This window comes from Methylophaga sp. UBA2012, from assembly GCF_002335235.1.
Taxonomy (GTDB): Bacteria; Pseudomonadota; Gammaproteobacteria; order Nitrosococcales; family Methylophagaceae; genus Methylophaga; species Methylophaga thalassica.
The window spans coordinates 114,298-139,822 of the sequence record NZ_DDCG01000003.1; the positions used below are offsets into that span (position 1 = coordinate 114,298).

Below are 25,525 nucleotides of genomic sequence, written 5' to 3' on the forward strand. Positions count from 1 at the left end.
ACTAAGCACTACATAGCTGACAAAAGCAGCTTGTAATCCTAGTTAACGGTTAAAAGGTACTTATCATGACAGTTTTGTTACAACAATTAGTCGAGATAAATCATGGAAATTAAAATTGATTTTCATTGGCAATTGACACAACACGGAAAACCGCACCACATTGATGACATTCTGTTTCAGATGCTGGAAGCCATTCAGCAGGAAGGATCATTAAAACAAGCGACTGACAGGTTAGGCATTTCCTATCGCTTCGCCTGGGGCTTATTGAATAAATGGGAAGCCCTGCTGGGGCAGCCCTTGGTCATTCTCGAACGAGGTCGTGGCGCCAGATTGGCTGTGGTCGGAGAAAAGCTAATGCATGCGAACCGGCATCTCAGCGCCTCATTTTCTCCGGAATTGGATAACTTTTCCACCGAATTGAAACGTGAATTTGAAGCCATATTGGATCATAGCCCCCGCGATACATTTAAAATTTTTACCAGTCATGGTCTGGCCGTTGGTGCACTAAAAGAATTACTCGATCAGCAATCTGACTTTTTATTGGATTTACATTTTCACGGCAGTCAGGAAAGTCTGAAAGCATTAAAAGCTGGTGATTGTCATATTGCAGGCTTCCATCTTCCGATTGGCGAGTTAAGACGTCACTTAATGAGCGACTATTTAAAACTGCTTGATGAAAAACAACATCAATTGATCTATGTGGTTCGTCGTAATCAAGGTCTGATGGTTACCAGGGACAACCCGAAACACATCAACGATCTCAGCTCGCTGACTCAGGATGGAGTCACTTTTATCAACCGGCAAACGGGGTCGGCCACCCGCACGTTATTTGATCAACTTCTTGTAGCGAATGCTATTTCCAGTGACCATATTAAAGGCTATTCACATGAAGAGTTCACACACATGGCTGTGGCAGCCATGGTGGCTAGTGGTGCTGCCGATATTGGCTTTGGTATCGCTCCCATTGCCGATAAATTCAATCTGGAATTTATCCCCTTGGTATGGGAACACTACTGCTTGGCAGTACCGCAGCTATTAGTGGATGACCCAAGAGTACAGGCCATTATCAGTTTATTGAAAAGCCAGTCTTTCCATCGGAAAGTGAAAGATTTTAAAGGCTATGACACAACACGTTCTGGTCAGCTTGTGAGCTTTGACGAAATCTTCGCTTAATTACGCTGCCAATGTCCGCTTTTCCCACCCGCTTTTTCCAACAAACGAATATTAGTCATCGTCATACCTTTATCAACCGCTTTACACATATCGTAAATGGTCAAAAGCGTCACCTGAACAGCGGTAAGCGCTTCCATTTCTACGCCAGTTTGACCACTGGTTCCCACTGTTGCCCGGCAGTGTATGGAATCTGTTTCACTGTCTAAGACAAAATCGACTGACACCTTGGTCAACGCCAGTGGATGACATAATGGCACTAAATCCGCTGTTTTTTTCGCCGCCATAATGCCGGCAATCCGGGCAATCCCTAATACATCGCCCTTTTTATGTCCGCCCTGTTCTACTAAATTAAATGTCTCAGGTAACATAACGATGGTGCCCTCAGCAATGGCAATACGGTCTGTCGTGGCTTTACCGCCGACATCAACCATATGTGCTTCACCTGCTTGATTAAAATGGGTCAAATCCGTCATCGCAAATGTTATCCTCTAACTTTAAATTAGCTGAAACGATCAACCAGATGAGTATTCAAGTCAAATTTTTTGCCAGTCTTCGAGAAAAACTCGGTCAAGCCGATATGGAACTGACTACTGCCAGTACCGCTCTAGATGCATGGAATCAGGCCACCCAAAATAAGCCTGTGCCGGATAATCTGCTTGTCGCTATCAATTTAGACTACGCAAAACTCAACACACCAGTACAAGACGGCGATGAAGTCGCCTTTTTCCCACCGGTAACCGGAGGTTAATATGGCCAGTTGGGTAAGTGACCATCTTATTGAGCCGTGGCAAATCATTGCTGAGCAACAGTCAGCGCAGAACTTAGCAGGTCAGTATGGCGCGACGGCCAGCTTTATCGGTTCTATGCGAGACTTTAGTGATCGTACTGATATAAAAAAGATGGTGCTTGAACATTACCCAGCGATGACCGCCCGCTACCTGGAAAAGTTAGAAGATATGGCAAGGCAAAAATGGCCATTACTCGATTGTCTGATAGTTCATCGTGTCGGGGAAGTCCACCCCGGAGATGCCATTGTCGTCATTGCTTGCTGGTCAGCGCATCGTCGTGCCGCGCTGGATGCTTGTGACTGGTTAATTGAAGAGCTGAAGTACAAAGCACCGTTCTGGAAAAAAGAGTTTACGAATGAAGGTGGACATTGGGTCACAGGGAACACTGGTGGTCACTAACAAACAAGGAAAGTCATTATGATTACAGCATTGTATGCCAGCCTCTGCGCCTTACTGATTGTCAAATTATCACTGGGCGTTATCGCCGTCCGTCGCAAGCATAAAATCGGCTTGGGTGACGGTGGTAATGATGAATTACAAGCCGCTATCCGTGCGCAGGGAAATGCCACCGAATATATTCCGATCACCTTAATTTTGATGTTTCTACTGGAAAATATTGTGGTGTATAACTGGATCATTCACCTTGCTGGCATCACTTTGCTAACCGGTCGGATCATTCATGCTATTGGCATCAAAAACCAGGATATAAAAAAGCGTGTTCTTGGCATGAAAATCACGCTTTATCTGATTATTGCCTTATCGATATTAAATATCGTCTATTTTGCTTTAGCCTATTTGATGCCGATCAATTGACTTTAATCGCCACTTAAACCGAGCTCATCCCATATAGCATCAATGCGTTTGACCACTTCAGCATCTCGCACGATCGGCCGTCCCCATTCTCTATCGGTTTCACCCGGCAGTTTATTGGTGGCATCCATACCCATTTTAGAACCCAGTCCTGAGACCGGCGAAGCAAAGTCTAAATAATCGATGGGTGTATTTTCTACCAGCGTGGTATCCCGGGCAGGATCCATCCGCGTGGTGATCGCCCAAATCACATCTTTCCAGTCTCTTACATTGACATCATCATCCACCACAATCACAAACTTGGTGTACATAAACTGACGCAGGAAAGACCATACGCCCATCATCACGCGTTTGGCATGGCCGGGATACTGTTTTTTCATACTCACCACCGCCATTCGGTAAGAACAGCCTTCTGGTGGTAGATAGAAATCAACAATTTCTGGAAATTGTTTTTGTAATATCGGCACAAACACTTCATTCAGGGCAACACCAAGAATAGCCGGTTCATCTGGTGGGCGACCGGTATAGGTACTGTGGTAAATCGGATTCTGGCGTTGTGTTATTCGTTCGATAGTAAAGACAGGAAAGCTATCCACTTCATTGTAATAACCCGTATGATCGCCATACGGCCCTTCTGGTGCCATATCATCGGGATAAATAAAGCCTTCCAGTACAATTTCCGCATTAGCCGGTACTTGTAAATCATTACCCATACATTTGACTAATTCGGTTTTACTGCCACGCAGTAACCCTGCAAAAGCATATTCGGACAAAGTATCAGGCACAGGTGTGACAGCACCTAAAATGGTGGCAGGATCGCAACCCAAAACCACGCTAATAGGAAACGGCTCTCCCGGATGGGTCTGTTGCCATTCTTTAAAATCCAGTGCACCACCACGATGTGATAACCAGCGCATAATCACTCGATTTTTGCCGATGACTTGTTGGCGATAAATGCCCAAGTTCTGCCGTTCCTTGTGTGGGCCTTTGGTCACCACCAGCCCCCAGGTAATTAAAGGCGCGGCATCTTCCGGCCAACATAGTTGGATTGGATACTTTGCCAAATCAATATCATCGCCTTGAAGCACCAACTCCTGACACGCTGCCTTTTTGACTAGCTTGGGTGACATGGTCAGCACTTTTTTAAAGATGGGGAGTTTCTCCCACGCATCTTTCATTCCCTTGGGTGGTTCAGGTTCTTTCAGAAAAGCGAGTAACTTACCGATTTCACGTAAAGCCTCGACAGAGTCTTCCCCCATCCCCATCGCCACTCGTTTGGGTGTACCAAACAGATTCAGTAACGCAGGGACATGAGATCCTTTTGGATTTTCAAACAGCAATGCCGGACCACCCGCTCGTAATACGCGATCAGCAATTTCCGTCATTTCCAGTGACGGATCGACTTCGGTTTTAATCCGTTTTAATTCACCCTGCTGTTCCAGGCCATTGATAAAGTCACGTAAATCGGTGTATTTCATTCAGATACTCAGTTAACTACAGATTTAAGCTCTGATGAGCTTACGTCAGAATCTTACTGGATAAAAAAGATCGGCTAAAGCCATAATACAAAGTATCTATCTAAAACACGCCTTTTTGCTACTCAACGCATATTAGAGTCTTCGCTAAGCATATTGAAGAAGTTCACAAATACCGACATCATGTCTGCCAAGTTTAATAATCTCAGCTCAAATCATGACAGAACATTACCAATATCAATCGAAGCAGATTGAAAAAAATCCAGCGAAAGAATTCCGTTTTGGCGAAGGTCGAATTAGCTGTTATTTATCGTTTACACTCAGTGTATTAAGCCTTTTGGCCGTACTGGCCTATCTATATCCAGCTTATTTAACAACCGCCGCTCTGCGCGAGATTTATGATGCTGAGCAGTTACAACGAGTTTTGAAATACGCTATGTATTTCTCATTATTTTTTGCTGTATTGACCTTTGTCTTAAACAAGGGCAAATACAAAGCGTATGGTTTAGGCGCTATCACTTTAACGTTAATCGGCTTTGCTTTAGGTGGTTACAGCATCCCTATCGGTAATGTAGAGCCAAAAGAATTATCTTTGGGCATCGATTGGTTAATCCTGGCCTTTTTGGGTTCCGTTGCTATTTTCATGACAATGGAAAAGCTGTTTCCTAAATATCGAGATCAAGTTATCACCCGCCCTGAGTGGGGAATCGATATGTTTTATTTCTGCTTTAACCATCTGGCTATCTCCGCGATTTTGATTTTTGCCAACTATCATGCCAGCCATTTTGATTGGGCCGTGAGTCCATCGGTGCAGTCTGCCGTTCAAGCTATGCCCGTTTGGTTGCAAGTCATATTAATTGTCCTGGCAGCAGACTTTGTATTGTATTGGGAACATCGGGCCTATCATGAAGTTAAAAGCCTCTGGCCTATTCATGCGGTTCATCACTCTGTTGAACATCTGGACTGGTTAGCAGGATCCCGTGGTCATTTTGTGCAGGTATTTTCCGAACGCGCCATGGTAATGATCCCACTCTATTTACTGGGTGCGGATGAGTCGGCATTAAATATATATGTCACCTTTGCTGCTCTTCAGGCCATTCTGATTCACTGTAATGTGGATATTCCTTTTGGCCCCCTCAAGTATATTTTTGTCACACCACAATTCCATCATTGGCATCACAGCTCAGAGAAACCGGCTATTGATACCAACTACTCAGCTCACACAGTGTTGTTTGATCGCTTATTCGGTACCTATCATCTCCCAGGAAATTACTGGCCTGCCGAATACGGCACAACAGTTCGGCTACCACGACATATTCTCGGACAGACTTGGTACCCGATCTATCGCTGGAAACAACGGCTAGGCAAAAAAGTCTCTTGAATAATGACTATTGGGTCTAAGATAACTTAGGCCTATAATGAAAAATAATTAAATCAGTCAGTTGGAGGTTGTTATGGCTGGAGGATGGTCCCGAGATGGGGCAGTACAAGATCAAATAGATGCCAGTGTTGATGACGCGATTCAACAAGCGCGCTCACGTTTACCACAAGGCGAAAGTCTGACGCATTGTGAAGAATGCGATGCTGAAATACCTGAAGGTCGTCGTAAGGCCATTCCTGGCGTTTACCTGTGCGTGAAATGCCAACAGGAAATAGATAACGAAAATAAAGCCGCTAGTATGTTTAACCGGCGAGGCAGTAAAGACAGTCAACTACGCTGAGTAGAAATGTACTCAAATAAAAAAGGGCGAATAGCCCTTTTTTAATGCCAGTAAACAATTAAGTTTTTCTCACCATTTCATTTGTCACAAAAATGTCATACGCTTCATTCATAATCGTAATATTTTGATATAGCCGCTATTTAGTTCTTTTTCGGTCACTTTATGGAGTTGACAATGACAAGCACAGAACAGGTAAGCAGTCCCCGCAAAAAATTACTCACCCCAGCCCAGGTTAAACGCTGTAAAACGATAGCTGCTTCCACCAATGACTATAGTGCTCGAGCCAATGTTTTACTTGCTCTCCATAGCGGTGCCAGTCAAATGCAGGCAGCAACACAAACTGGACTGACTATCGGTCAGGTACGTTATTGGGCTGCCCGGTTTCGTCAACTCGGTATGGATGCCTTCCCTTCCAGCTCAAATGAAAATCCAGCCCAAGGTGCTCAAACAGCAGATGCCTTAACTGAAGAAAAACCTAAAAAAGTCAAAAGCAAAGATAAGAAAAAATCAAAAGCCGACAAAACCAAAAATAAAGATAAAAAATCTAAAAAAGATAAGTCCGCTAAAAAAGACAAGAAAAAAGCCAAAGATAAAAAGAAAACTAAAAAATAGTCGCATTTTTCAGTACCGTAATTACTACGGAGAAACAAACTCAGTTGGGCGAAATCTTCGACGTCTGTTTTTCAAAGACGCTGACGATCATAGTATTTGGTTTTCATTATTGATATCACTTGAGCTTGAGCATGCAAATATAAATTGACTGTGAGCGATTTATTGTTCAGCCTGATCAGTCTCTAGCTGAAAATGACCTATATTTAAGAGAGAATAGATAATGAAAAAATACCTTGCTTTAATCCCTCTGCTTTTTCTTGCACAACAGGCGTTTGCTGTAGATGCAGAGCATGAAGAAGCCTACAAAAAACACTACAGTGAGCAACTCCGTCCCATGGTGATCAAAAAGCTCGGTATGGACAGACCCGATCTGAGTGCAGCGGCAATTAAAAGAGAAGCCGATGCTTATGTGCAGAAAATGGCAGGATGTCAGCTGGAAGGCTTAGGCATCTTCCCTGAAAAATATCGCGAAAAAGCGATTATGCCTGTTGCGAAAGGCGGTGATGTCGCACAAGCCACACAAGCCCTGAATGAAGAACTTAAAAAAGATATTGATGCTGGCAAAATTTCTAAAGATGAAGTGATGACCATTATCCAGTCAGCACAACAAACTGTGCAGATTTGTGCAAACTCTTAATAAAAATAACGCGATAGAATAAAAAAGGGCCTTTCGGCCCTTTTTTTTATTTATGCAGCAATACCAGAATGTCTTAATAGGGCATCTATTTCAGGTTCGCGGCCACGGAATGCAATGAATAATTCCATCGGTTCTTTTGAACCGCCCTGCTCCAGAATATTATTCAAAAATTCCAGCCCCGTTTCGCGATCAAAAATGCCTTTTTCTTCAAATTTAGAAAATGCATCGGCTGATAATACTTCTGCCCACTTATAGCTGTAATAACCAGCGGCATAACCACCAGCAAAGATATGACCAAAGCTATGAGCAAAGCGATTAAATTTTGGTGGCTGTACCACGGCAACCTGATCGCGTACCTCGGCCAGAATTTTATCCACTTGATTTCCACCTTCTGGATCAAATTCCAGATGCAAACGGAAATCAAAAATAGAGAATTCGAGCTGACGCACCATCATCATCGCTGACTGGAAATTACGCGCCGCAATCATTTTTTCATACAGTTCTTCAGGCAGTTTTTCACCGGTTTCATAATGACCAGAAATGAGATCTAAGGCTTCTCTTTCCCAACACCAGTTTTCCATAAACTGACTAGGTAACTCGACCGCATCCCAAGCCACACCATTAATTCCTGACACACCCGCATAATCAATTTTTGTCAGCATATGATGCAGACCATGACCAAATTCATGGAATAAGGTGGTAACTTCATCATGGGTAAATAAGGCTGGTTTATCACCGACAGGCTCAGAGAAATTACAGGTCAGGAAAGCCACTGGCGTTTGCAGCCCCTTGGCCGTTTTCCGACGCACCAGACATTCATCCATCCAAGCGCCACCACGTTTGTGCTGGCGAGCATATAAATCCAGATAAAACTGACCACGTAAGTTGCCGTTTGATTCGCGAATTTCAAAGAAGCGGACATCTTTATGCCAGGTATCAATATCGGTACGTTCACTGATAACCAAACCATATAGGCGGTTGACGACAGCAAATAACCCACTGACGACTTTATCTTCGGGAAAGTATGGCTTTAACTCTTCTTGAGAAATGCTGTAGCGCTGCTGGCGTAATTTCTCAGCAAAGTAAGTGACATCCCAGGCTTGTAATTCATCCATGCCTGCTGTTTCTTTTGCGAAGACTTTCAGTTCTTCAAATTCTTTAACCGCAATCGGTTTACTACGCTCGGCCAGATCAGTCAGAAAGTCCATGACTTGTTCCGGACTTTGTGCCATTTTTGTTGCCAGTGATCGCTCAGCATGGTTAGCAAAGCCAAGTAAGTTAGCTAAACGATGACGAAGTTTGAGAATATCCGCCATGACCTGCGTATTGTCCCACTGTCCGGCATTGGGTCCCTGGTCAGAGGCTTTGGTCGCAAATGCGGTGTACATTTCTTCGCGGAATTCACGATTATCCGCATAAGACATGACCGGCATATAAGACGGGAAATCCAGTGTGAACACCCAGCCATCAACATTATCACGTTTGGCGAATTGCTCTGCCATGGCAATGGTGGATTCGGGTAATCCAGATAACAATTCTTTATCCGTAACATGCTTTTTCCAACCGTGTGTCGCATCCATCAGATTTTCTTCAAACTTAGCACTCAATTCGGTCAGTTTTTGCGTGATATTTTTATATTCATCGCGATCGGCCTGATTTAGCTCAACCCCGGATAAACGGAAATCCCTGACCGCATTATCAATGACTTTTTTCTGAGCCGTATCGAGTGACTGATAAGCCTCACTCTCAGCCAATTGTTTATATGCGCGATACAGGTCTTCATTCTGACCCAGCTCGGTACCGAACTCACTCAGCATAGGCAAACACGCATTGTAGGCTTTTCTTAACTCATCAGAATTCACCACTGAATTCATGTGACTCACCGGCGACCAGACACGATCAATTGATACATCGATATCTTCCATCGGCTCGACAAGGGTTTCCCATGTCGGATGACTGACTTGAGTGAGTAGTTTATCTACTGCTTGCCGAGCCTGACTGATGGCTTGCGTCACCGCAGGCTCAACATGCTCAGGTTTAATCTCAGAGAAAGGCGGTAATACATAATTTTCTAATAATGGATTGCTCATTGGGCGTCTCAATTTTGGCTGTTGTTTAATGATACGACAATTAATTCAATAAGTTATCGTCATCATTCTGCAACATAACATTCATCATGCTGCAATATTTATTCGATAGTGTGCCCTCAAAATACTAAGGAAACGACACATTATGCAAACACAAGTGAGTCATAAAGAGAAGTTAAAAGTTCGCAGCGTCTGGATTTCTGATATCCATCTGGGATTTCGTGGTTGCAGCGCAGACTTTTTACTGGATTTTTTGCATAAGGTCGAATGCGATTATTTATACCTGGTAGGAGATATTGTTGACGTCTGGGAAATGAAAAAACGTATGTTTTGGCCTCAGGCACATAACAACGTTGTTCGTACCTTATTAGGTAAAGCAAAACATAACACCAAAGTCATCTACGTACCTGGCAATCATGATGAGTTATTGCGTGACTTCAATGGCGCGGTATTCGGTAATATCGAAATTCAAAATGAAATGATTCACACCACGGCGGATGGTAAAAAACTGCTGATTCTGCATGGTGATCAATTCGACAGTGTGGTCAAAATTTCTCCCTTACTGGCAAAATTAGGCGGACGACTCTATGACTATCTGCTGAGAGCGAACCGGCTTGTTAATTATGTTCGCCGTAAAATGGGTTTCTCTTATTGGTCACTGGCAGCATTCTTAAAACATAAAGTGAAAAATGCGGTGCAGTACATCAGTAATTTTGAAGAAGCGGTGGCCCATGAAGCAGCCAAACAAGGAGTTGATGGTGTTGTTTGTGGTCATATTCATCGCGCAGAAATCACCCGTATTAATAATGTTGATTACTTCAACTGTGGTGACTGGGTAGAAAGCTGTACAGCTTTAGTTGAGCACCCTAATGGCAAAATGGAAATTTTGTACTGGGCCGACATCATCGAACAACCACAAGCCATCGCTCAGGCAGCCTAATGAAAATCGTCATCATCACCGATGCCTGGGAACCCCAGGTAAATGGGGTGGTACGCACCCTGAAGCAGACCCGTAAACATTTAATCGAGCTGGGTCACGATGTTCATCTAATTACCCCTGAACAGTTTAAGACTGTCCCCTGCCCGACTTATCCGAGCATTCCATTATCGTTATTTCCAGGCAGAAAGGTTAGTAAATTACTCGATGCCTATCAGGCTAATGCCGTCCATATTGCTACTGAAGGTCCTTTAGGGATGGCAGCAAGAAGATGGTGTATTAAAAACGATGTGCAATTTACCACCTCTTATCATACGCAGTTCCCTGAATATGTCCGTTTGCGCCTTCCCATTCCATTGAGCTGGAGTTATGCCTGGTTTCGACGTTTTCATGGCAAAGCCGTCCATACACTGGTTCCAACAGCCTCTCAAAAGCAACGTCTGATTTCTCATGGTTTCAAGAATGTTGAAGTATGGGGACGAGGTGTGGACACAGATATATTCACACCTGATAATCCAAAACAGCTTGGTTTAACCGGTCCTGTATTTATGAATATGGGACGCGTGGCTATTGAGAAAAATATTGAAGCCTTTCTGCAGTTAGACATTGACGGTAATAAGGTGGTGGTGGGTGATGGCCCGGATCTCGAACACCTGCAGCAAAAATATCCTGACGTTACCTTTACTGGAGCTAAATTTGGCAGAGAGCTCGCCTCTTATGTCGCTGCAGCAGATGTCTTTGTTTTCCCAAGTAAGACAGATACTTTCGGTCTGGTATTACTGGAAGCGATGGCCTGCGGAGTTCCCATCGCAGCCTACCCTGTCACAGGACCGGCTGACATCGTACAACAGGGGGTGACCGGATTTCTTGATGACGATCTCACAACAGCTGCGAAAAAAGCCTTAAGACTGTCTGCTGACGATTGTATTGAGTATGCAAAAAATCATAGCTGGATGGCCTGTACAAGAGTATTTTCAGACTTCATGTTCAATAATCAGCAGAGCAGTAAACTGGAAGATACCGATATCACAAATCACTCATTTTGGTGTCTTTAAAATCCGTCCTGTTGTTTTTTTGCAACTCAGTTCACATTACCATGTCATAAACGCAACAGATGACTTGCATTGCTATAAGTCCGCGTGCGATTATTTCTCGGGTCGATAAGAATAAAATTTAAAGGATCATAATTCGATGTCTACCCTGAGCTCAGTTTTCAAACTCGGTTTTTTGGCAACAGTATTGCTGCTCACTGGCTGTGCCACAAGCAACAATCCCAAAGACCCTCTTGAGGGATATAACCGTGCAATGTACAAGTTTAACGACACAGTGGATAAAGCCATCCTGAAACCTGTAGCTAAGGGATACGACACGGTAATGCCTGCCCCACTTAGCCAAGGCGTGAGCAACTTTTTTAGTAACCTCAACGACATCACTGTGATTATCAACGATTTATTACAGTTCAAATTTAAACAAGCGGCGAACGATACTGGCCGTTTTGTATTGAATACAACGGTTGGTGTCGCCGGTATTTTTGATGTGGCTAGCCTCAGTGGTAACTACAAAAATAATGAAGATTTTGGTCAAACGTTAGGAGCTTGGGGAGTAGAACCAGGTGCTTATATCGTGCTGCCATTTTTCGGACCAAGAACGGTACGTGACTCATTTGGCCTGGTAGGTGATTACTACACTGATCCTGTGACCTATGTTGAGGGTCCTGGTGCTCGTAATGCATTCCGTGGTGTTCGCATAGTTGATAACCGTGCCAATTTATTAAAAGCTGAAAAAGTACTTGATGAAGCAGCAGCTTCAGATGAATACAGCTATGTAAGAGATGCCTATCTTCAGCATCGAGAATATCTTGTCCATGACGGTCATCCTCCAACTAGTGATGATGATTTTGATTTGTTTGACGAATGATCTAACGACAAGTAGCAAGCGAGTCCTTATAATGATTAGCCGGGTATATCCCGGCTTTTTCATATCTAAAATTAACATTTAATCCACATGGAAGCTCATGACAACTATTCTGTTTATATCAGCCATTATCGCTGGATTCGTGATTTTGATTTGGGGAGCAGATCGATTTGTTGATGGAGCCGCAAACATCGCCACCAATTTTGGTGTATCACCGCTAATCGTTGGTCTTACCATTGTTGGTTTTGGCACATCCGCCCCAGAAATGTTGGTTTCAGCACTGGCTGCTATCGACGGTGCTCCGGCTTTGGGTATTGGTAATGCCATTGGCTCTAACATTACCAATATTGGTCTGGTACTGGCTATCACCTTACTTATTGCCCCTTTGACCGTGCATTCTGACACTTTAAAACGTGAATTTCCCGTCTTATTGTTCGTGATGGCATTGTCATTAGTATTATTACTCGATGGTGAATTGAATAGGATGGACGGCATTATCCTATTCAGCGGATTTATTATTACCTTGGCCGGAATGGCTTGGTTAGCTATCAAAGGGAGTAATAAGCAGGATCCGTTGGAAGCAGAGTTTGAAGCAGAATACGGCACCACTAAAATGACCGGGAAACAGGCGACATTTTATTTTGTGATTGGCCTTATCGCGTTGTTAATCGGATCTAAATCCCTAGTATGGGGTGCAACAGGTATTGCTCACCTGCTTGGCGTCAGTGACTTAATCATTGGTCTGACAGTGGTCGCTATTGGTACCAGCTTACCTGAGCTGGCCGCATCTGTTGTGTCGGCATTGAAAAATGAACATGACATCGCCGTCGGTAACATTCTGGGTTCTAATATATTTAATATTCTCGCGGTATTGGCCATGCCTGGATTGATTGCGCCTTCCCACATTGATCCTATGTTACTTTACAGAGATATTCCTTTCATGATTGGATTATCCGTCGGCCTATACTGCTTCGCCCGTTTCAGCCAGAATGGGCGAATTGGCCGTGTTGCCGGTGTACTGATGTTAGTCGTTTATGTCACATACAATGGCTTGCTTGTTTATCAAAACACACCAGGATTAAGTTAAACGTGATCGATAAAGAAAAACTCAGCACACTTGCCAAAGCTGTTATTGATACGGAAATTGAGGCTATTCAGGCATTACATGAACGTATCAATGAAGACTTCATGCGTGCCTGTGAGTTTATGCTCAACTGCCAGGGACGCGTAGTCGTCATTGGTATGGGCAAATCAGGTCATATTGGCAGTAAATTAGCTGCGACGCTTGCTAGCACCGGCACTCCCGCGTTTTTTGTTCATCCCGGCGAAGCCAGCCATGGTGATTTGGGGATGATTACCGATAAAGACGTCGTCCTTGCTCTATCCAACTCTGGTGAAACCAGTGAAATTCTGACCATCCTGCCATTGATTAAACGCCTGGGCATTCCATTTATCGCCATGACAGGCAGACCTGAATCGACTTTAGCGACCTGTGCGACAGCGCATATAGATGTGAGTGTTGCGCGAGAAGCCTGTCCACTAGGTCTTGCCCCAACCTCAAGCACCACAGCAGCTTTGGTAATGGGAGATGCCCTGGCAGTAGCTTTACTCGAAACCCGTGGTTTTACAGCTGAAGATTTTGCCCGCTCTCACCCGGGCGGCTTGTTAGGACGTCGTTTATTACTTCGCGTTTCTGACATTATGCATACTGGAGATGCTATCCCCGAAATCAATGAACATGCTCTCATCAGTGAAGCATTGATTGAAATGACCAACAAAGGTCTGGGCATGACGGCAGTGGTCGATGAAAAACAACACATTCTGGGCGTATTCACTGATGGCGACTTACGCCGGGTGTTATCTCAGGAAATAAACATTCATACAGAAAAATTGTCAGACTATATGACGAGGCAGTGTAAAACGGGGACGGCTGAGATGCTGGCCGCCGAAGCATTAGAATTAATGCAGCGGTTTAAAATTAATGCCTTACTGATAGTGGATAAACAACAGCAATTATGTGGTGCGATTAATATGCACGATCTGCTTCGGGCAGGCGTCGTTTAAGAGAAACTCATGCAAGATATTTTAGAAAAAGCAAAAAAGGTAAAACTCGTCGTATTCGATGTGGACGGTGTGTTAACCAATGGTCAAATCATCATTGGTGATAATGGTGAAGAATACAAAGCCTTCCATTCACGCGACGGACATGGGATGAAACTGTTGCAATATACTGGTGTTGAAATTGCCATTATTACTGGCCGCACCTCCCGTACAGTTGAACATCGAATGCAAAGTTTAGGTATAAAATACGTTTACCAGGGCCAACGAGTAAAACTGCCGGTTTTCCAGCAACTGATAAAAGAACTTAAATTATCGCCGGAACAATGTGCCTATGTTGGCGATGATTGGGTAGACTTATCTATCATGAGTCGTGTTGGACTCGCCATAGCGGTTCAAGATGCTGACCCGATTGTAAAAAAACATGCTCACTTTATTACCACCTCAAAAGGGGGGCACGGTGCTGCTCGTGAAGTGTGTGAGTTGATAATGGAAGGACAGGGAAACCTGCAAGACCAAATTGAACGCCATTTTTAATCTACCTCGTTATCTACGCATCTTATTGCCTCTGGTAGCTATCCTGAGCATCTGGCTCCTATTGTCAGGCGAAAACGAACCTGTTGAAGCTGAAAAGAACGATATTCATCGCAGCAGTGATTACGCAATGACTGATTTTACAATGACGATCATGGATATCAATGGCACGCCGGCCAGGGTTATCAAAGGTAAAGAAATGGCTCATTACCCAGCCGATGACAGTACTGAAATCATTGATCCCATTGCAGAATTCTTAAAACCGGGTAAAGACTCGTGGGTCATCACCTCAGATCATGGTCACACCCAGGGTGATAACAAAACTATCCTGTTAACAGGAAATGTTATTATCACTAATGAGAATGATCCGGCATTTAAAATGCTGACCGATAAGTTAACTTTAGACACACAATACAATACTGCATATACCGACCATGCTGTCACCATCAAAACCCCAAATGGCGATACTGACTCAGTAGGTTTACATGCAGATATGAATGATGAAACCATTAACCTGCATTCCAGGGTGAAAGGACAATATGATGCACCTGCTAACTAAGTTATTAACGGTATGTTTGATGTTACCAGCAATCAGTTGGGCGTTGCCGAGTGACCGTGAAAAGCCGATTAATATCGAAGCCGACCATGCTCAGATGGATGATCAGGAAGGTGTAACCCAATACAAAGGGGATGCTATCCTCACGCAGGGTACATTAAAAATCACTGGTGATATCATCACGTTTTACTACAATGAAAATAAACAGCTGACCAAGGCTGTCGCAGTAGGGAAACTGGCCACCTATCAACAAGTTCACAAGCCAGGCGAATCACCTGTCAAAGCGAAAGCGATTCGTATGGAATATTATGCAGATAAGCAAAAAATTTATCTGATTGGTGAAGGTCACGTCTGGCAAAATGGTGATGAATTCATCGGTAATCGTATAGAGTATGACATCGCTAAAAATGTTGTTAGTGCTAACTCTGCACCTGTGAATGTGGGTGGCGAAACGCATGATTCAGGTCGTATCCACATGATCATCCAACCCATGACGCAGCAGAAAAAAGCTAAGCCAACCACGCCTAAGCCTAAACCTGTTGACACGCCTGAAGTAGCCGCGCCTGCTGAAAAAGCACCCGTTCAAGCTGAAGAAGCCACACCGACAACACCCAAACCTGCTGCTGAAGCACCATTGTCAGTTAAGGAATACCCTGAAGTTATTACCACCAGCCGTTTGAATGTCCGCACAGGTCCAGGAACAGGTTATCAACGTCTGGGCACTCTCGACCAAAATCTTCGTGTGATCGTTTTAAGCCGCCAACAAGGCTGGGCGCAAGTCAGAGGTACGCTCAATGGAGAGACCGTGATTGGTTGGGTGAATGATTATTATCTAGAAGCGATTGACAACTAATGAGTATCCTTTCAGCCCATCAGCTTGCTAAGCAATATGGCGATAGGCAAGTCGTTAAAGATATATCACTGGACGTTAATAGTGGTGAAATTGTAGGTTTGTTGGGCCCTAATGGCGCCGGTAAAACAACCAGCTTTTATATGATTGTTGGCTTAGTGCCCGTTGATCACGGTTATATTTATCTCGATCAACAAGAACTTACCCATTATGCCATCCATGACCGGGCTAAACTGGGCATTGGTTATTTGCCTCAGGAAGCCTCGGTTTTTCGTAAGCTCAGTGTGGAAGATAACCTTTATGGCATCATTGAGACCCGCACTGAACTGAATGATCTCTCCAAACAACAACTACTCGAACAGTTACTAAAAGACTTCCATATTGAACATATCCGTCACTCAAAAGGCATGGCTTTATCAGGGGGTGAACGAAGACGTGTAGAGATTGCCCGTGCACTCGCGATGGATCCTCAATTCATTTTATTAGACGAACCTTTTGCTGGCGTGGACCCGATTTCAGTTCTGGATATTCAAGGCATCATTCAAGAATTGGCAGCACGAGGGATTGGTATATTAATCACTGATCATAACGTCCGTGAAACGCTCAAAGTTTGTCAACGAGCTTATATCTTTAACGAAGGTGAAGTAATTGCCCGTGGAACGCCTGAAGACATTCTTAAAGATAAAAATGTGTTAAGTGTCTATCTGGGCCGTGATTTCAGGATGTGACATTACTAGCGGAAGAGTAATCTGTTCAGTTACCATAGAAACAGATCTACTTTGGCTATGTCTATGAATTTAAAATGGCTTTTCATTATTTTTGTATTTTTTTACAGTGGTGCAGCATACACTGAAGAAAATACAAAAAATAACGATCTTAAGCATGTCACGATAAAACTTCACTGGGAACATCAGTTTCAGTTCGCAGGAATCTATGCTGCGAAAGAGAAAGGCTTTTACCGTCAGGCAGGGTTGGATGTAGAGATACTTAGCGGTTATAACCATCCCTACGATGAAGTGGAAAATGGAAATGTCGACTTTGGCATATCCGGCACCGGAATAGTCATGGAATATATGAAAGGCCGTCCCTTTGTCGCATTGGGAGCCACCTTTCAGAGTAGTCCATATGTATGGTTAGTTAAAGCTGACTCTGGTATTTATTCTGCAGCAGATTTTATCGGCAGAACCATCAACCGGCAATCTGAAGCTGATGATTTAACAGCTATTTTTCTGAAGCAGCATGTTGATACGTCTAAGATAAATTTTGTTCCCCCCAGTAAAAACTACCTCAATGATCTGATCAGTGGTCGCATCGATGGTGTCACAGCCTATATTTCCAATGAACCCTTTTACATGCAAGAACAGAATGAACCCTACAGGGTTATTTCACCAAGGGATTATGGCATTAATTTCTACAGTGACATCCTCTTTACAACTGAACAATATATTGATGACAACCCAGATTTGGTAGATGCGTTTCGAAACGCGACCTATCAAGGGTGGACATACACCGCCGAACACACTGATGAAATCATCGATTTGGTTCTGGAGAAATATAATCCTCAACATAAAACACCTGCTCATGTTCACTATGAAGCAGAACAATTATTAAAGCTTAGTCTTTTTCCAACGGTCGAGTTTGGTCATATCACGGTCAGTCGCTGGAAACAAATTGCTGACGTTTACGAGAGCTTGGGAATTAACAAGAAACAACGAGATCTGGATGAGTTTATCTACACAGAACCTGACAATGAAGTTCTGATGTTTAAATGGCTGGTGATGATCCTTGGCAGTCTTAGTCTTGTCATCATTATTTTCTATTTGTTCAAACGCCACCATAACCGGGTATTAACAGAAGAGATCCAAACCAAAACTGAATCAATAAAACAAGAGTTGGAGAACCGTTCTGCTTTAGAAGCGACCGCGAAACAGGAAAGTCTCAAACTGCAGACATTACTCGACAATACTATTGATAGTGTCATTACTATCGATGGTAATGGCATTATTGTCAGCTTCAATAAAGCATCGGTACAGCTCTATGGTTACGAAGCCGATGAAATTATCGGCCAGAACATAACGGCATTAATGCCTGCCAGTTATCGAGATATGCATAAATTAGGAATGTCACGGTTTTTATCCACAGATGAAAGCCGGATTATTGGCAAACCGATAGAATTAGAAGCCCTTCATAAAAGTGGCACTATTTTTCCGATTGAATTAACCATCAGCCATTTCAAATGGGATGAAAAACATTTTTTTACCGGTATTGCCCGGGATATTTCCAGACAAAAAGCAGAACAAAAGGCATTGGTCCAAGCTAAATTAGAAGCAGAACGTGCCAATAAAGCTAAATCTGAATTTTTATCCGCCATGAGTCATGAACTCAGAACCCCTTTAAACGGTATTTTAGGTTTTTCGCAACTGCTTCTGACAGATAATGATCCGCCACCTTCAGAACAACAACGCCATCAAATCAAACAAATCATTGAAAGCGGTGAACATCTGTTAAACCTGATTAATGACGTACTCGAACTCTCTAAAATCGAGTCTGGGAATATTCAATTATCCACTGAGCATATTCCAATCAAACATATTTTTGATGCGTGTTTACCTATGTTGGAAACGATGGCAAAAAAATATGATGTAGAGATCACTTTGCCAGAACAGAATGACACCGTTGTGGTTGCCGATCTGACCAAATTAAAACAAGTCTTTATTAACTTAGTCACTAATGCCATCAAATACAATAAAGCGGGTGGTCAGGTTATTATCACTACGCGATTGGTTCCACAAAATGGTTGTTTGAAAATGACGATTACCGATACGGGTCATGGCATTCCAATCAGTAAACAAGCCCATGTTTTTACTGCATTTGAACGCCTGGGCCAGGAATACGCCAATATTGAAGGCAGTGGCGTCGGACTCAGCATCAGTAAACGTCTGATCGAAGCAATGGGAGGTAAAATTGATTTTGCCAGTACAGAAGGTCAAGGCAGTAGCTTCTGGATTGAGCTTCCTTTATCAACACAACAGCCGGCTTGGCAATCGGAACAACGTCCGGCTTTGGAGGCGCTTAACAAGCAGATTTCAGCAAGACGTAACGATACACAACTGAATACTGAACCACGGCATGTGCTTTACATTGAAGACAATCCAGCCAATATTCGCTTGATAGAAGTCTTCTTCTCACGCTACCCACACGTCACGTTTCATAATTGTGTATCTGCCGAAGATGGACTCGAATTTATCCATCAACAACGGCCTGATCTCATATTGATGGATATTAATTTACCCGGTATGTCAGGTATCGAGGCGACAAGAATACTCAAAAATTCAGATCAATTTAAAGATATTGCTGTTATAGCCCTGACGGCGGCGGCAATGCAGGAAAATAAAGACTCTGCAAAAGGCTTGTTTACAGCCTATGTCACCAAACCGATCGACTTTGCTCAATTAACCCAACTAGTTCGCCCCTATCTCTGAGTTAATTTTTTAATTCAGACTCCGGTGGGAAAAATAAGCGTGGCTCAACACGTTCGTTATTGAGGCTAACACCAAGATGCAAGTGAGGCCCTGTTACCCGGCCAGTGGCACCTACGGCACCGATAATATCGCCCTGTTTAACTGTCTCACCATCTTGCACATCAATACGGCTCAAGTGACAAAACATCGTGATCAAGCCTTGGCCGTGATCAATAAATACCGTATTACCATTAAAAAAGTAATTGCCTGTTCCTCTGACAATTCCTGCAGCAGGCGCATGAATTGGTGTTCCGGTTTTAGCAGCGATATCCATTCCACTGTGCGGATTTCTGGGTTCGCCATTAAAGACTCGGCGACGACCAAATAAGCCACTTACCCGGCCTTTTATTGGCCAGACAAAGTTGACAGGTTCATTATTGATCTCAGTCCAGGCAGTTAACGCCTCTTGAATACGGCTGGATTCCTGGTTAATCCGCTTCATATCTAAAGGATTCGGATTTACTTTGCGCTCATCCTTCACCGTAATGTATTGCGTCGGATACTGTTTATCCTTAATCGAAAATAACTGAGTACTTTTCTCTTCGCCACGCTTGACTACAATTCGTAAAGTACCTGCTTTGGCCGATAATGGAATGCCAATTACGGCTTGCCAAAGTCCATCCGCTTTCACGACCATGACCGGCTTATCTTCAAAATACACATCGGGCTTTGTTTGGTGGCTATTCCCTACAGATAAAATCATTACTCCGCCCGGCACGGCAGATTGTTCGGGTAATTTAGCCAAAACGTCCGAGCAGATTAATAATAAAACTGAAAATAACCATGCTCTACTTTTCATCAACTTTCTTCACCTCACAACTCAACATTCCTTGGTGTAAACGTATTAACACCTCATCACCGGGGCTGACAGCTGCCGCCGTTGTAATGACTTCGCCGGAATCGCGCTTGCTCGTAATGCTATATCCACGATCCAAGGTATTTAATGGACTAACAGCGGCCAATGTTCGCATCTGCTGTGCCAGAAACTGTTTTGCTTGCTGAAGTTGTTGCAGGATCAATCGTTGATTCTGTTTCGCCAACGTTTGCACCAACTTCTGTTGTTCATCTATCTGTGGCAATGGCACTTGTCTCTGCAATCTGAATTGCAAAGACTGAAATTGTTGGTAGACGCTTTTTTGTTGTGTTCTGAAGGCAGTCTGTAAACGGTGAGACAGACTGTTGAGTGCAGATCGCTGTTTATCAATCTGCGCTTTGGGATGTTTTAATCTGACGGATAAATAATCCAGCTTTTGCTGGTAATTCAGCAATTGGTGATGCCAGGCAGAGTCCAACATACGTTTTTGTTGCGTTAGCCATTGCGTTTGTTGACGTAATATCAAATCTGGTCTGGGCAATGCTCTGTGCAAATGTTGTAAATGACGTTGTTCAGAGGTAAGACGATGACGAATAATATGCGTTAATTGCTGCTGATAGCGCTGAAAACTCAACACATATTGTTGCGCATCCGGCACGGCTAACTCTGCAGCAGCTGATGGTGTTGGCGCCCTGACATCTGCGACAAAATCACAAATCGTAAAATCAATCTCATGTCCAACAGCAGAAATAATGGGCAACTCACAAGCAAAAATGGCCCTTGCTAACTGCTCATCATTAAAGCTCCATAGATCTTCCAGCGAGCCACCACCCCTACCAATAATGATGACATCACAATCACGTCGCTGGTCCGCGAGTTTAACGGCGGCCACTAATTGTCCTGCTGCATTTTCGCCTTGAACTGCGACGGGATATAACACCACATCAACGGCTGGAAAACGGCGTTTCAGCACACTGACAATATCATGCACAGCAGCACCGTCTGGCGATGAAATAATGCCTATGGATTTAGGTAATATTGGTAATGTTTTTTTGTGCGTCTGATCAAACAGACCTTCTTGACCAAGTCGGTGCTTCAGAGCCTCATATGCTCGCTGTAATGCACCACTTCCCGCCTCTTCCATATGCTCAACAATGAGCTGAAACTCACCACGCCCCTCGTATAAGCTAACCCGCACCCGCAACAAAACCTGCATGCCATTTTCAGGCGTGAAGCGCAGTTGATTATTACGATTACGAAACATGGCACAACGAACTTGCGCGGCTTCGTCTTTTAAAGTGAAGTAAATGTGTCCTGAGGCGGGCATGGCCAAATTTGATATCTCGCCTTCAACCCAAATCAATGGAAATGAGCCTTCCAGCAGCACACGGGCTTCTCTGACTAAACGTGAAACCGGGTACACATCTTTCACTGCGCGATTTGCTAATGCGCTTGTTTGATTAGATGTAGATTGTACTGCCATAACACTAGATATTCCTGATATAATTGCACGATCATATTACAGGTAATTTCAGGAACGTGCCCGATGAGAATTGCTCAAGAAGCCCTGACGTTTGATGACGTATTACTCCTACCTGCGTACTCAAACGTTCTCCCACGTGATGTCAATTTAACCACCAAGTTAACACGTGATATCACTATTAACATCCCCTTGCTCTCTGCAGCTATGGATACCGTCACCGAAAGTCGTTTAGCTATCGCTATGGCTCAGGAAGGTGGTTTGGGGATTCTGCATAAAAACATGACCATCGAACAACAGGCTAATGAAGTCCGTAAGGTCAAAAAATTTGAAAGCGGTGTTGTTCGTGATCCCATCACTGTGTCACCAAACACCACCATTGGTGAAGTGGTTGAACTGACCCGTTCACATAATATCTCTGGTGTACCTGTTGTTGATGGTGATGATCTGGTTGGTATTGTTACAAGTCGTGATCTACGTTTTGAAACGCATTACGACAACCCTGTTTCTGAAATCATGACCAAAAAAGACAAACTGGTCACCGTAAAAGAAGACGCTTCCCGTGAAGAAGTATTAAGTCTTTTACATACCAACCGTATAGAGAAAGTGCTGGTTACAGATGATAACTTCCATCTGACTGGCATGATTACTGTCAAAGATATCCAAAAACAAACAGATAACCCACTGGCATCTAAAGATGATCAGGAGCGTTTACGTGTAGGTGCTGCTGTTGGTATTGGTTCGGAAAGTAATACACGCGTTGAAGCCTTAGCGGCTGCTGGTGTTGATGTTATCGTTGTCGATACCGCTCACGGCCATTCACAAGGTGTTCTGGATCAGGTCAAATGGGTAAAACAAAATTTCCCTCAGGTTCAGGTCATTGGTGGCAACATTGCTACTGCTGAAGCGGCTTTGGCCTTAGTTGAAGCGGGTGCCGATGCAGTTAAAGTCGGTATTGGTCCTGGCTCAATTTGTACAACACGTATTGTTGCGGGTGTCGGCGTTCCTCAAATCAGCGCCATCAGCAATGTAGCAAAAGCGTTAGAAGGTACAGGTATACCCGTTATCGCTGACGGTGGTATTCGTTTCTCAGGTGATATCGCAAAAGCACTGGTTGCTGGTGCACACACCATCATGATCGGCGGTATGTTTGCCGGTACTGAAGAAGCACCAGGTGAAGTCGAACTTTATCAAGGTCGTTCATACAAGTCCTACCGCGGTATGGGTTCGATGGGCGCTATGCAGCAAAAACAAGGCTCAAGTGATCGTTACTTCCAGGAATCCAGCGAAGCAGACAAACTGGTTCCAGAAGGTATTGAAGGCCGCGTACCATTCAAAGGCAGCCTGAGCGCCGTCATTCATCAGCTTATCGGTGGCATCCGTGCCAGCATGGGTTACACCGGTTCAGCAACGATTGAAGATATGCGTACCAAACCGCAATTCGTTAAAGTCACTTCTGCCGGAATGAGTGAAAGTCATGTTCATGACGTCACCATCATCAAAGAAGCACCGAACTACCGCGTTAACTAAACCATTCACAACTGCCCCTTTCTGGGGCAGTTGTTATTTAACAGAGTTGAAGATACCTCAATGACCAGCAATATTCACGACCATCGTATTCTTATCCTTGATTTTGGCTCGCAGTACACGCAATTAATCGCGCGTCGTATTCGTGAAGCCGGCGTGTATTGTGAACTTCGTAACCCGGAAATAACCGAAGCCGAGATTCGTGAATTCAATCCTAAAGGCATTATTCTGTCGGGTGGCCCGGACTCAACCATTGGCGAAGCCGCGCCAAGTGCCCCACAAATTGTCTTTGAAATGGGACTGCCGGTATTCGGCATTTGTTATGGCATGCAAACAATGGCCGCCCAACTTGGTGGCGCTGTAGAGTCATCGAATCATCGTGAATTCGGTTATGCACAAATTCGTGCACGTGGTCACTCAGAATTATTACGTGATATCGAAGATCACACCACAGCAGAAGGCTGGGGTATGTTGGATGTCTGGATGAGTCATGGTGATCGCGTTTCTGAATTACCTGAAGGTTTTAAAGTTATCGCCAGCACCGATAGCGCACCTATCGCCGGTATGGCCGATGAAGATCGTCGCTTTTATGGTGTTCAATTCCATCCGGAAGTCACTCATACCACACAAGGTCAACGCATGATTGAGCGTTTCCTTGTCGATATCTGTGGCTGCGAATGTTTATGGACATCCGCCAATATTATCGAAGACAGTATCACGGCTATTCGTGAACAGGTCGGTGATGATGACGTGTTATTAGGCTTATCTGGCGGCGTTGACTCATCGGTTGTTGCTGCTTTGCTGCATAAAGCGATTGGCGACCAGTTAACCTGCGTATTTGTGGATAACGGTCTGCTTCGTGAAAACGAAGGTGATCAAGTGATGGCCATGTTTGCAAAACACATGGGCATTCGTGTCATTCGTGTCGATGCTGAAGACCGCTTCCTGAAAGAATTAGCCGGCGAAGCGGATCCTGAGAAAAAACGTAAAATCATCGGCCGTGTCTTTGTTGAAGTCTTTGATGAAGAATCAGCCAAACTGAAAAATGTGAAATGGCTGGCTCAAGGCACCATCTACCCTGACGTTATCGAGTCAGCAGCAGCAAAAACCGGCAAAGCCCATGTGATTAAAACGCATCATAACGTCGGTGGCCTGCCTGAACATATGAAACTCAAACTGGTTGAACCGTTACGTGAGTTGTTCAAAGATGAAGTACGTAAACTGGGTGTGGAACTTGGTCTGCCTTCAGATATGGTTTACCGTCACCCCTTCCCTGGTCCAGGTCTAGGTGTACGTATTCTTGGTGAAGTGAAAAAAGAATTTGCGGATCTATTACGTAAAGCAGACAACATCTTTATCGAAGAACTACGTAAACATGATCTCTATGATAAAACCAGTCAGGCGTTTGCTGTATTTCTACCGGTAAAATCTGTTGGGGTTATGGGCGATGGTCGTCGTTATGACTATGTCGTATCACTACGCGCTGTAGAAACGATTGATTTTATGACAGCACGCTGGGCCAATCTGCCTTATGATTTCCTCGATCTGGTTTCACGTCGTATCATCAATGAAACAGCCGGTATTTCTCGAGTTGTTTATGATATCTCAGGCAAACCACCCGCCACGATTGAATGGGAATAAAGCAAAAACATTGTCTAATCAGTGGCCGGGTTCAAGGCGTCAGTTACCGCTACTCGGCCCAGCAACAAGCACATAAACTTGGTGTAACCGGCTGGGTCAGAAACCTAGCTGATGGCCCGGTAGAATTACTCATTCAAGGTGAAGCTCAGCAACTGGAAGATATGCTCAACTGGGCCAATCAAGGCCCGCGGTTTGCTGAGGTCACCACAATTGAAGTCACAGAACAATCAGCTAACCTGACATTCACTGATTTTGAGATTCGTTGAACTCTACGTTTGGTTGATCTTTACGTTTGACTTTTAAATTGCTTAGTAGCTCAGGATTGCTAAACATAAAACAAACGCTATGATGTATTCCCAATCACCAAAACGATAAATAAAAAGGAAATCA

At 43.9% G+C, this 25,525-nt stretch carries 26 protein-coding genes; 21 read left to right on the plus strand and 5 right to left on the minus strand.

Features of this window, described 5'->3' with window-relative positions:
• Window positions 1–102: 102 nt before the first annotated feature.
• Window positions 103–1,173: a substrate-binding domain-containing protein gene (locus B2248_RS03730; RefSeq protein ID WP_273178745.1), complete on the plus strand. Its 1,071-nt coding sequence runs from the start codon at window positions 103–105 to the stop codon at window positions 1,171–1,173.
• Here the strand turns inward: B2248_RS03730 and moaC are convergent.
• Window positions 1,170–1,646, minus strand: coding sequence for a cyclic pyranopterin monophosphate synthase MoaC (moaC, locus tag B2248_RS03735; RefSeq protein WP_273178744.1), 477 nt, complete (start codon window positions 1,644–1,646; stop codon window positions 1,170–1,172). The two genes, B2248_RS03730 and moaC, sit on opposite strands and share 4 nt — an antisense overlap.
• Before the next feature lie 47 nt (window positions 1,647–1,693).
• Here moaC and moaD point away from each other — a divergent pair, with 47 nt between their 5' ends.
• Genes moaD through B2248_RS03750 form a run of 3 tightly spaced genes read left to right on the plus strand, consistent with a single transcriptional unit; the run spans window position 1,694 to window position 2,774 of the window.
• Entirely contained in the window at window positions 1,694–1,921 is a 228-nt protein-coding gene (gene moaD, locus B2248_RS03740; protein ID WP_007146894.1) for a molybdopterin converting factor subunit 1, read from the plus strand.
• Between the two features lies 1 nt (window position 1,922).
• Window positions 1,923–2,360 carry a molybdenum cofactor biosynthesis protein MoaE gene (locus B2248_RS03745; RefSeq protein WP_273178742.1) on the plus strand — a complete coding sequence of 146 codons (438 nt, stop codon included), beginning with the start codon at window positions 1,923–1,925 and terminating at the stop codon, window positions 2,358–2,360.
• Window positions 2,361–2,378: 18 nt separating this feature from the next.
• Window positions 2,379–2,774, plus strand: coding sequence for an MAPEG family protein (locus tag B2248_RS03750; protein WP_273178740.1), 396 nt, complete (start codon window positions 2,379–2,381; stop codon window positions 2,772–2,774).
• Window positions 2,775–2,776: 2 nt separating this feature from the next.
• Here B2248_RS03750 and ubiD read toward each other — a convergent pair whose 3' ends face one another.
• Entirely contained in the window at window positions 2,777–4,249 is a 1,473-nt protein-coding gene (gene ubiD, locus B2248_RS03755) for a 4-hydroxy-3-polyprenylbenzoate decarboxylase (RefSeq protein WP_273178738.1), read from the minus strand.
• Window positions 4,250–4,463: 214 nt separating this feature from the next.
• Between ubiD and B2248_RS03760 the strand changes: the two genes are divergently transcribed.
• From B2248_RS03760 to B2248_RS03775, 4 genes are all read left to right on the plus strand, one after another.
• Complete coding sequence (locus B2248_RS03760; RefSeq protein ID WP_273178737.1) at window positions 4,464–5,627, plus strand: sterol desaturase family protein; 1,164 nt, start codon at window positions 4,464–4,466, stop codon at window positions 5,625–5,627.
• 73 nt (window positions 5,628–5,700) lie between these two features.
• The gene (locus B2248_RS03765) at window positions 5,701–5,967 is read left to right on the plus strand and encodes a DksA/TraR family C4-type zinc finger protein (RefSeq protein ID WP_007146900.1); all 267 of its coding nucleotides are present in this window, start codon (window positions 5,701–5,703) and stop codon (window positions 5,965–5,967) included.
• A 174-nt stretch (window positions 5,968–6,141) separates the two neighbouring features.
• On the plus strand, window positions 6,142–6,579 hold the full coding sequence (locus tag B2248_RS03770; protein WP_273178735.1) for a helix-turn-helix domain-containing protein: 438 nt from the start codon (window positions 6,142–6,144) through the stop codon (window positions 6,577–6,579).
• Window positions 6,580–6,799: 220 nt separating this feature from the next.
• Complete coding sequence (locus tag B2248_RS03775; protein WP_007146902.1) at window positions 6,800–7,216, plus strand: hypothetical protein; 417 nt, start codon at window positions 6,800–6,802, stop codon at window positions 7,214–7,216.
• A gap of 50 nt (window positions 7,217–7,266) precedes the next feature.
• On the opposite strand, the gene prlC is transcribed toward B2248_RS03775, so the two are convergent.
• Complete coding sequence (gene prlC, locus B2248_RS03780) at window positions 7,267–9,306, minus strand: oligopeptidase A (protein ID WP_007146903.1); 2,040 nt, start codon at window positions 9,304–9,306, stop codon at window positions 7,267–7,269.
• Window positions 9,307–9,448: 142 nt separating this feature from the next.
• On the opposite strand from prlC, the gene B2248_RS03785 reads away from it, so the two are divergent.
• The 10 genes from B2248_RS03785 (at window position 9,449) to B2248_RS03830 (ending at window position 19,634) form a co-directional block, all read left to right on the plus strand.
• Entirely contained in the window at window positions 9,449–10,243 is a 795-nt protein-coding gene (locus B2248_RS03785; RefSeq protein WP_007146904.1) for a UDP-2,3-diacylglucosamine diphosphatase, read from the plus strand.
• Window positions 10,243–11,295 carry a glycosyltransferase family 4 protein gene (locus tag B2248_RS03790; RefSeq protein WP_273178732.1) on the plus strand — a complete coding sequence of 351 codons (1,053 nt, stop codon included), beginning with the start codon at window positions 10,243–10,245 and terminating at the stop codon, window positions 11,293–11,295. Before B2248_RS03785 ends, B2248_RS03790 begins: the two co-directional genes overlap by 1 nt.
• Window positions 11,296–11,431: 136 nt before the next feature.
• Complete coding sequence (locus tag B2248_RS03795; protein WP_007146906.1) at window positions 11,432–12,157, plus strand: MlaA family lipoprotein; 726 nt, start codon at window positions 11,432–11,434, stop codon at window positions 12,155–12,157.
• 97 nt (window positions 12,158–12,254) lie between these two features.
• Entirely contained in the window at window positions 12,255–13,241 is a 987-nt protein-coding gene (locus tag B2248_RS03800; protein WP_007146907.1) for a calcium/sodium antiporter, read from the plus strand.
• Window positions 13,242–13,243: 2 nt separating this feature from the next.
• Window positions 13,244–14,218: a KpsF/GutQ family sugar-phosphate isomerase gene (locus B2248_RS03805; RefSeq protein WP_007146908.1), complete on the plus strand. Its 975-nt coding sequence runs from the start codon at window positions 13,244–13,246 to the stop codon at window positions 14,216–14,218.
• A 9-nt stretch (window positions 14,219–14,227) separates the two neighbouring features.
• On the plus strand, window positions 14,228–14,749 hold the full coding sequence (kdsC, locus tag B2248_RS03810) for a 3-deoxy-manno-octulosonate-8-phosphatase KdsC (protein WP_273178729.1): 522 nt from the start codon (window positions 14,228–14,230) through the stop codon (window positions 14,747–14,749).
• On the plus strand, window positions 14,733–15,305 hold the full coding sequence (lptC, locus tag B2248_RS03815; protein ID WP_040576635.1) for an LPS export ABC transporter periplasmic protein LptC: 573 nt from the start codon (window positions 14,733–14,735) through the stop codon (window positions 15,303–15,305). Before kdsC ends, lptC begins: the two co-directional genes overlap by 17 nt.
• Complete coding sequence (gene lptA, locus B2248_RS03820) at window positions 15,289–16,155, plus strand: lipopolysaccharide transport periplasmic protein LptA (RefSeq protein ID WP_273178727.1); 867 nt, start codon at window positions 15,289–15,291, stop codon at window positions 16,153–16,155. Before lptC ends, lptA begins: the two co-directional genes overlap by 17 nt.
• Entirely contained in the window at window positions 16,155–16,880 is a 726-nt protein-coding gene (gene lptB / locus B2248_RS03825) for an LPS export ABC transporter ATP-binding protein (protein WP_007146912.1), read from the plus strand. The genes lptA and lptB overlap by 1 nt, the downstream gene beginning before the upstream one ends.
• Window positions 16,881–16,943: 63 nt before the next feature.
• Window positions 16,944–19,634 (plus strand): ABC transporter substrate-binding protein, encoded by a 2,691-nt coding sequence (locus tag B2248_RS03830; RefSeq protein WP_273178725.1) that lies wholly within the window; start codon window positions 16,944–16,946, stop codon window positions 19,632–19,634.
• A gap of 1 nt (window position 19,635) precedes the next feature.
• Here B2248_RS03830 and B2248_RS03835 read toward each other — a convergent pair whose 3' ends face one another.
• Together B2248_RS03835 and xseA are read right to left on the minus strand one after the other, a co-directional pair.
• Window positions 19,636–20,472 carry a peptidoglycan DD-metalloendopeptidase family protein gene (locus B2248_RS03835; protein WP_273178724.1) on the minus strand — a complete coding sequence of 279 codons (837 nt, stop codon included), beginning with the start codon at window positions 20,470–20,472 and terminating at the stop codon, window positions 19,636–19,638.
• A complete protein-coding gene (gene xseA / locus B2248_RS03840; RefSeq protein ID WP_273178722.1) occupies window positions 20,462–21,970 on the minus strand; it encodes an exodeoxyribonuclease VII large subunit in 1,509 nt (502 codons plus the stop codon). The genes B2248_RS03835 and xseA overlap by 11 nt, the downstream gene beginning before the upstream one ends.
• A 63-nt stretch (window positions 21,971–22,033) precedes the next feature.
• Between xseA and guaB the strand changes: the two genes are divergently transcribed.
• The 3 genes from guaB to B2248_RS03855 are packed head-to-tail and all read left to right on the plus strand — an operon-like array spanning window position 22,034 to window position 25,401.
• Window positions 22,034–23,497, plus strand: a complete 1,464-nt coding sequence (guaB, locus tag B2248_RS03845; protein WP_273178720.1) for an IMP dehydrogenase — start codon at window positions 22,034–22,036, stop codon at window positions 23,495–23,497.
• A gap of 60 nt (window positions 23,498–23,557) precedes the next feature.
• A complete protein-coding gene (gene guaA, locus B2248_RS03850) occupies window positions 23,558–25,135 on the plus strand; it encodes a glutamine-hydrolyzing GMP synthase (protein WP_273178718.1) in 1,578 nt (525 codons plus the stop codon).
• A complete protein-coding gene (locus B2248_RS03855) occupies window positions 25,126–25,401 on the plus strand; it encodes an acylphosphatase (protein WP_273178716.1) in 276 nt (91 codons plus the stop codon). The genes guaA and B2248_RS03855 overlap by 10 nt, the downstream gene beginning before the upstream one ends.
• The last annotated feature ends 124 nt before the right edge of the window (window positions 25,402–25,525 follow it).

What these genes read in the sequence shown, in the direction of transcription:
- guaA (WP_273178718.1), top strand. Translation starts at nt 23,558, where the DNA reads ATGACCAGCAATATTCACGACCATCGTATTCTTATCCTTGATTTTGGC.
- moaC (WP_273178744.1), bottom strand. Translation starts at nt 1,646, where the DNA reads ATGACGGATTTGACCCATTTTAATCAAGCAGGTGAAGCACATATGGTT.
- B2248_RS03775 (WP_007146902.1), top strand. Translation starts at nt 6,800, where the DNA reads ATGAAAAAATACCTTGCTTTAATCCCTCTGCTTTTTCTTGCACAACAG.
- lptA (WP_273178727.1), top strand. Translation starts at nt 15,289, where the DNA reads ATGCACCTGCTAACTAAGTTATTAACGGTATGTTTGATGTTACCAGCA.
- B2248_RS03760 (WP_273178737.1), top strand. Translation starts at nt 4,464, where the DNA reads ATGACAGAACATTACCAATATCAATCGAAGCAGATTGAAAAAAATCCA.
- kdsC (WP_273178729.1), top strand. Translation starts at nt 14,228, where the DNA reads ATGCAAGATATTTTAGAAAAAGCAAAAAAGGTAAAACTCGTCGTATTC.
- lptB (WP_007146912.1), top strand. Translation starts at nt 16,155, where the DNA reads ATGAGTATCCTTTCAGCCCATCAGCTTGCTAAGCAATATGGCGATAGG.
- prlC (WP_007146903.1), bottom strand. Translation starts at nt 9,306, where the DNA reads ATGAGCAATCCATTATTAGAAAATTATGTATTACCGCCTTTCTCTGAG.
- B2248_RS03745 (WP_273178742.1), top strand. Translation starts at nt 1,923, where the DNA reads ATGGCCAGTTGGGTAAGTGACCATCTTATTGAGCCGTGGCAAATCATT.
- B2248_RS03750 (WP_273178740.1), top strand. Translation starts at nt 2,379, where the DNA reads ATGATTACAGCATTGTATGCCAGCCTCTGCGCCTTACTGATTGTCAAA.
- B2248_RS03835 (WP_273178724.1), bottom strand. Translation starts at nt 20,472, where the DNA reads ATGAAAAGTAGAGCATGGTTATTTTCAGTTTTATTATTAATCTGCTCG.
- B2248_RS03855 (WP_273178716.1), top strand. Translation starts at nt 25,126, where the DNA reads ATGGGAATAAAGCAAAAACATTGTCTAATCAGTGGCCGGGTTCAAGGC.
- B2248_RS03785 (WP_007146904.1), top strand. Translation starts at nt 9,449, where the DNA reads ATGCAAACACAAGTGAGTCATAAAGAGAAGTTAAAAGTTCGCAGCGTC.
- B2248_RS03795 (WP_007146906.1), top strand. Translation starts at nt 11,432, where the DNA reads ATGTCTACCCTGAGCTCAGTTTTCAAACTCGGTTTTTTGGCAACAGTA.
- xseA (WP_273178722.1), bottom strand. Translation starts at nt 21,970, where the DNA reads ATGGCAGTACAATCTACATCTAATCAAACAAGCGCATTAGCAAATCGC.
- guaB (WP_273178720.1), top strand. Translation starts at nt 22,034, where the DNA reads ATGAGAATTGCTCAAGAAGCCCTGACGTTTGATGACGTATTACTCCTA.
- moaD (WP_007146894.1), top strand. Translation starts at nt 1,694, where the DNA reads ATGAGTATTCAAGTCAAATTTTTTGCCAGTCTTCGAGAAAAACTCGGT.
- ubiD (WP_273178738.1), bottom strand. Translation starts at nt 4,249, where the DNA reads ATGAAATACACCGATTTACGTGACTTTATCAATGGCCTGGAACAGCAG.
- B2248_RS03830 (WP_273178725.1), top strand. Translation starts at nt 16,944, where the DNA reads ATGAATTTAAAATGGCTTTTCATTATTTTTGTATTTTTTTACAGTGGT.
- B2248_RS03765 (WP_007146900.1), top strand. Translation starts at nt 5,701, where the DNA reads ATGGCTGGAGGATGGTCCCGAGATGGGGCAGTACAAGATCAAATAGAT.
- B2248_RS03790 (WP_273178732.1), top strand. Translation starts at nt 10,243, where the DNA reads ATGAAAATCGTCATCATCACCGATGCCTGGGAACCCCAGGTAAATGGG.
- B2248_RS03800 (WP_007146907.1), top strand. Translation starts at nt 12,255, where the DNA reads ATGACAACTATTCTGTTTATATCAGCCATTATCGCTGGATTCGTGATT.
- B2248_RS03770 (WP_273178735.1), top strand. Translation starts at nt 6,142, where the DNA reads ATGACAAGCACAGAACAGGTAAGCAGTCCCCGCAAAAAATTACTCACC.
- B2248_RS03730 (WP_273178745.1), top strand. Translation starts at nt 103, where the DNA reads ATGGAAATTAAAATTGATTTTCATTGGCAATTGACACAACACGGAAAA.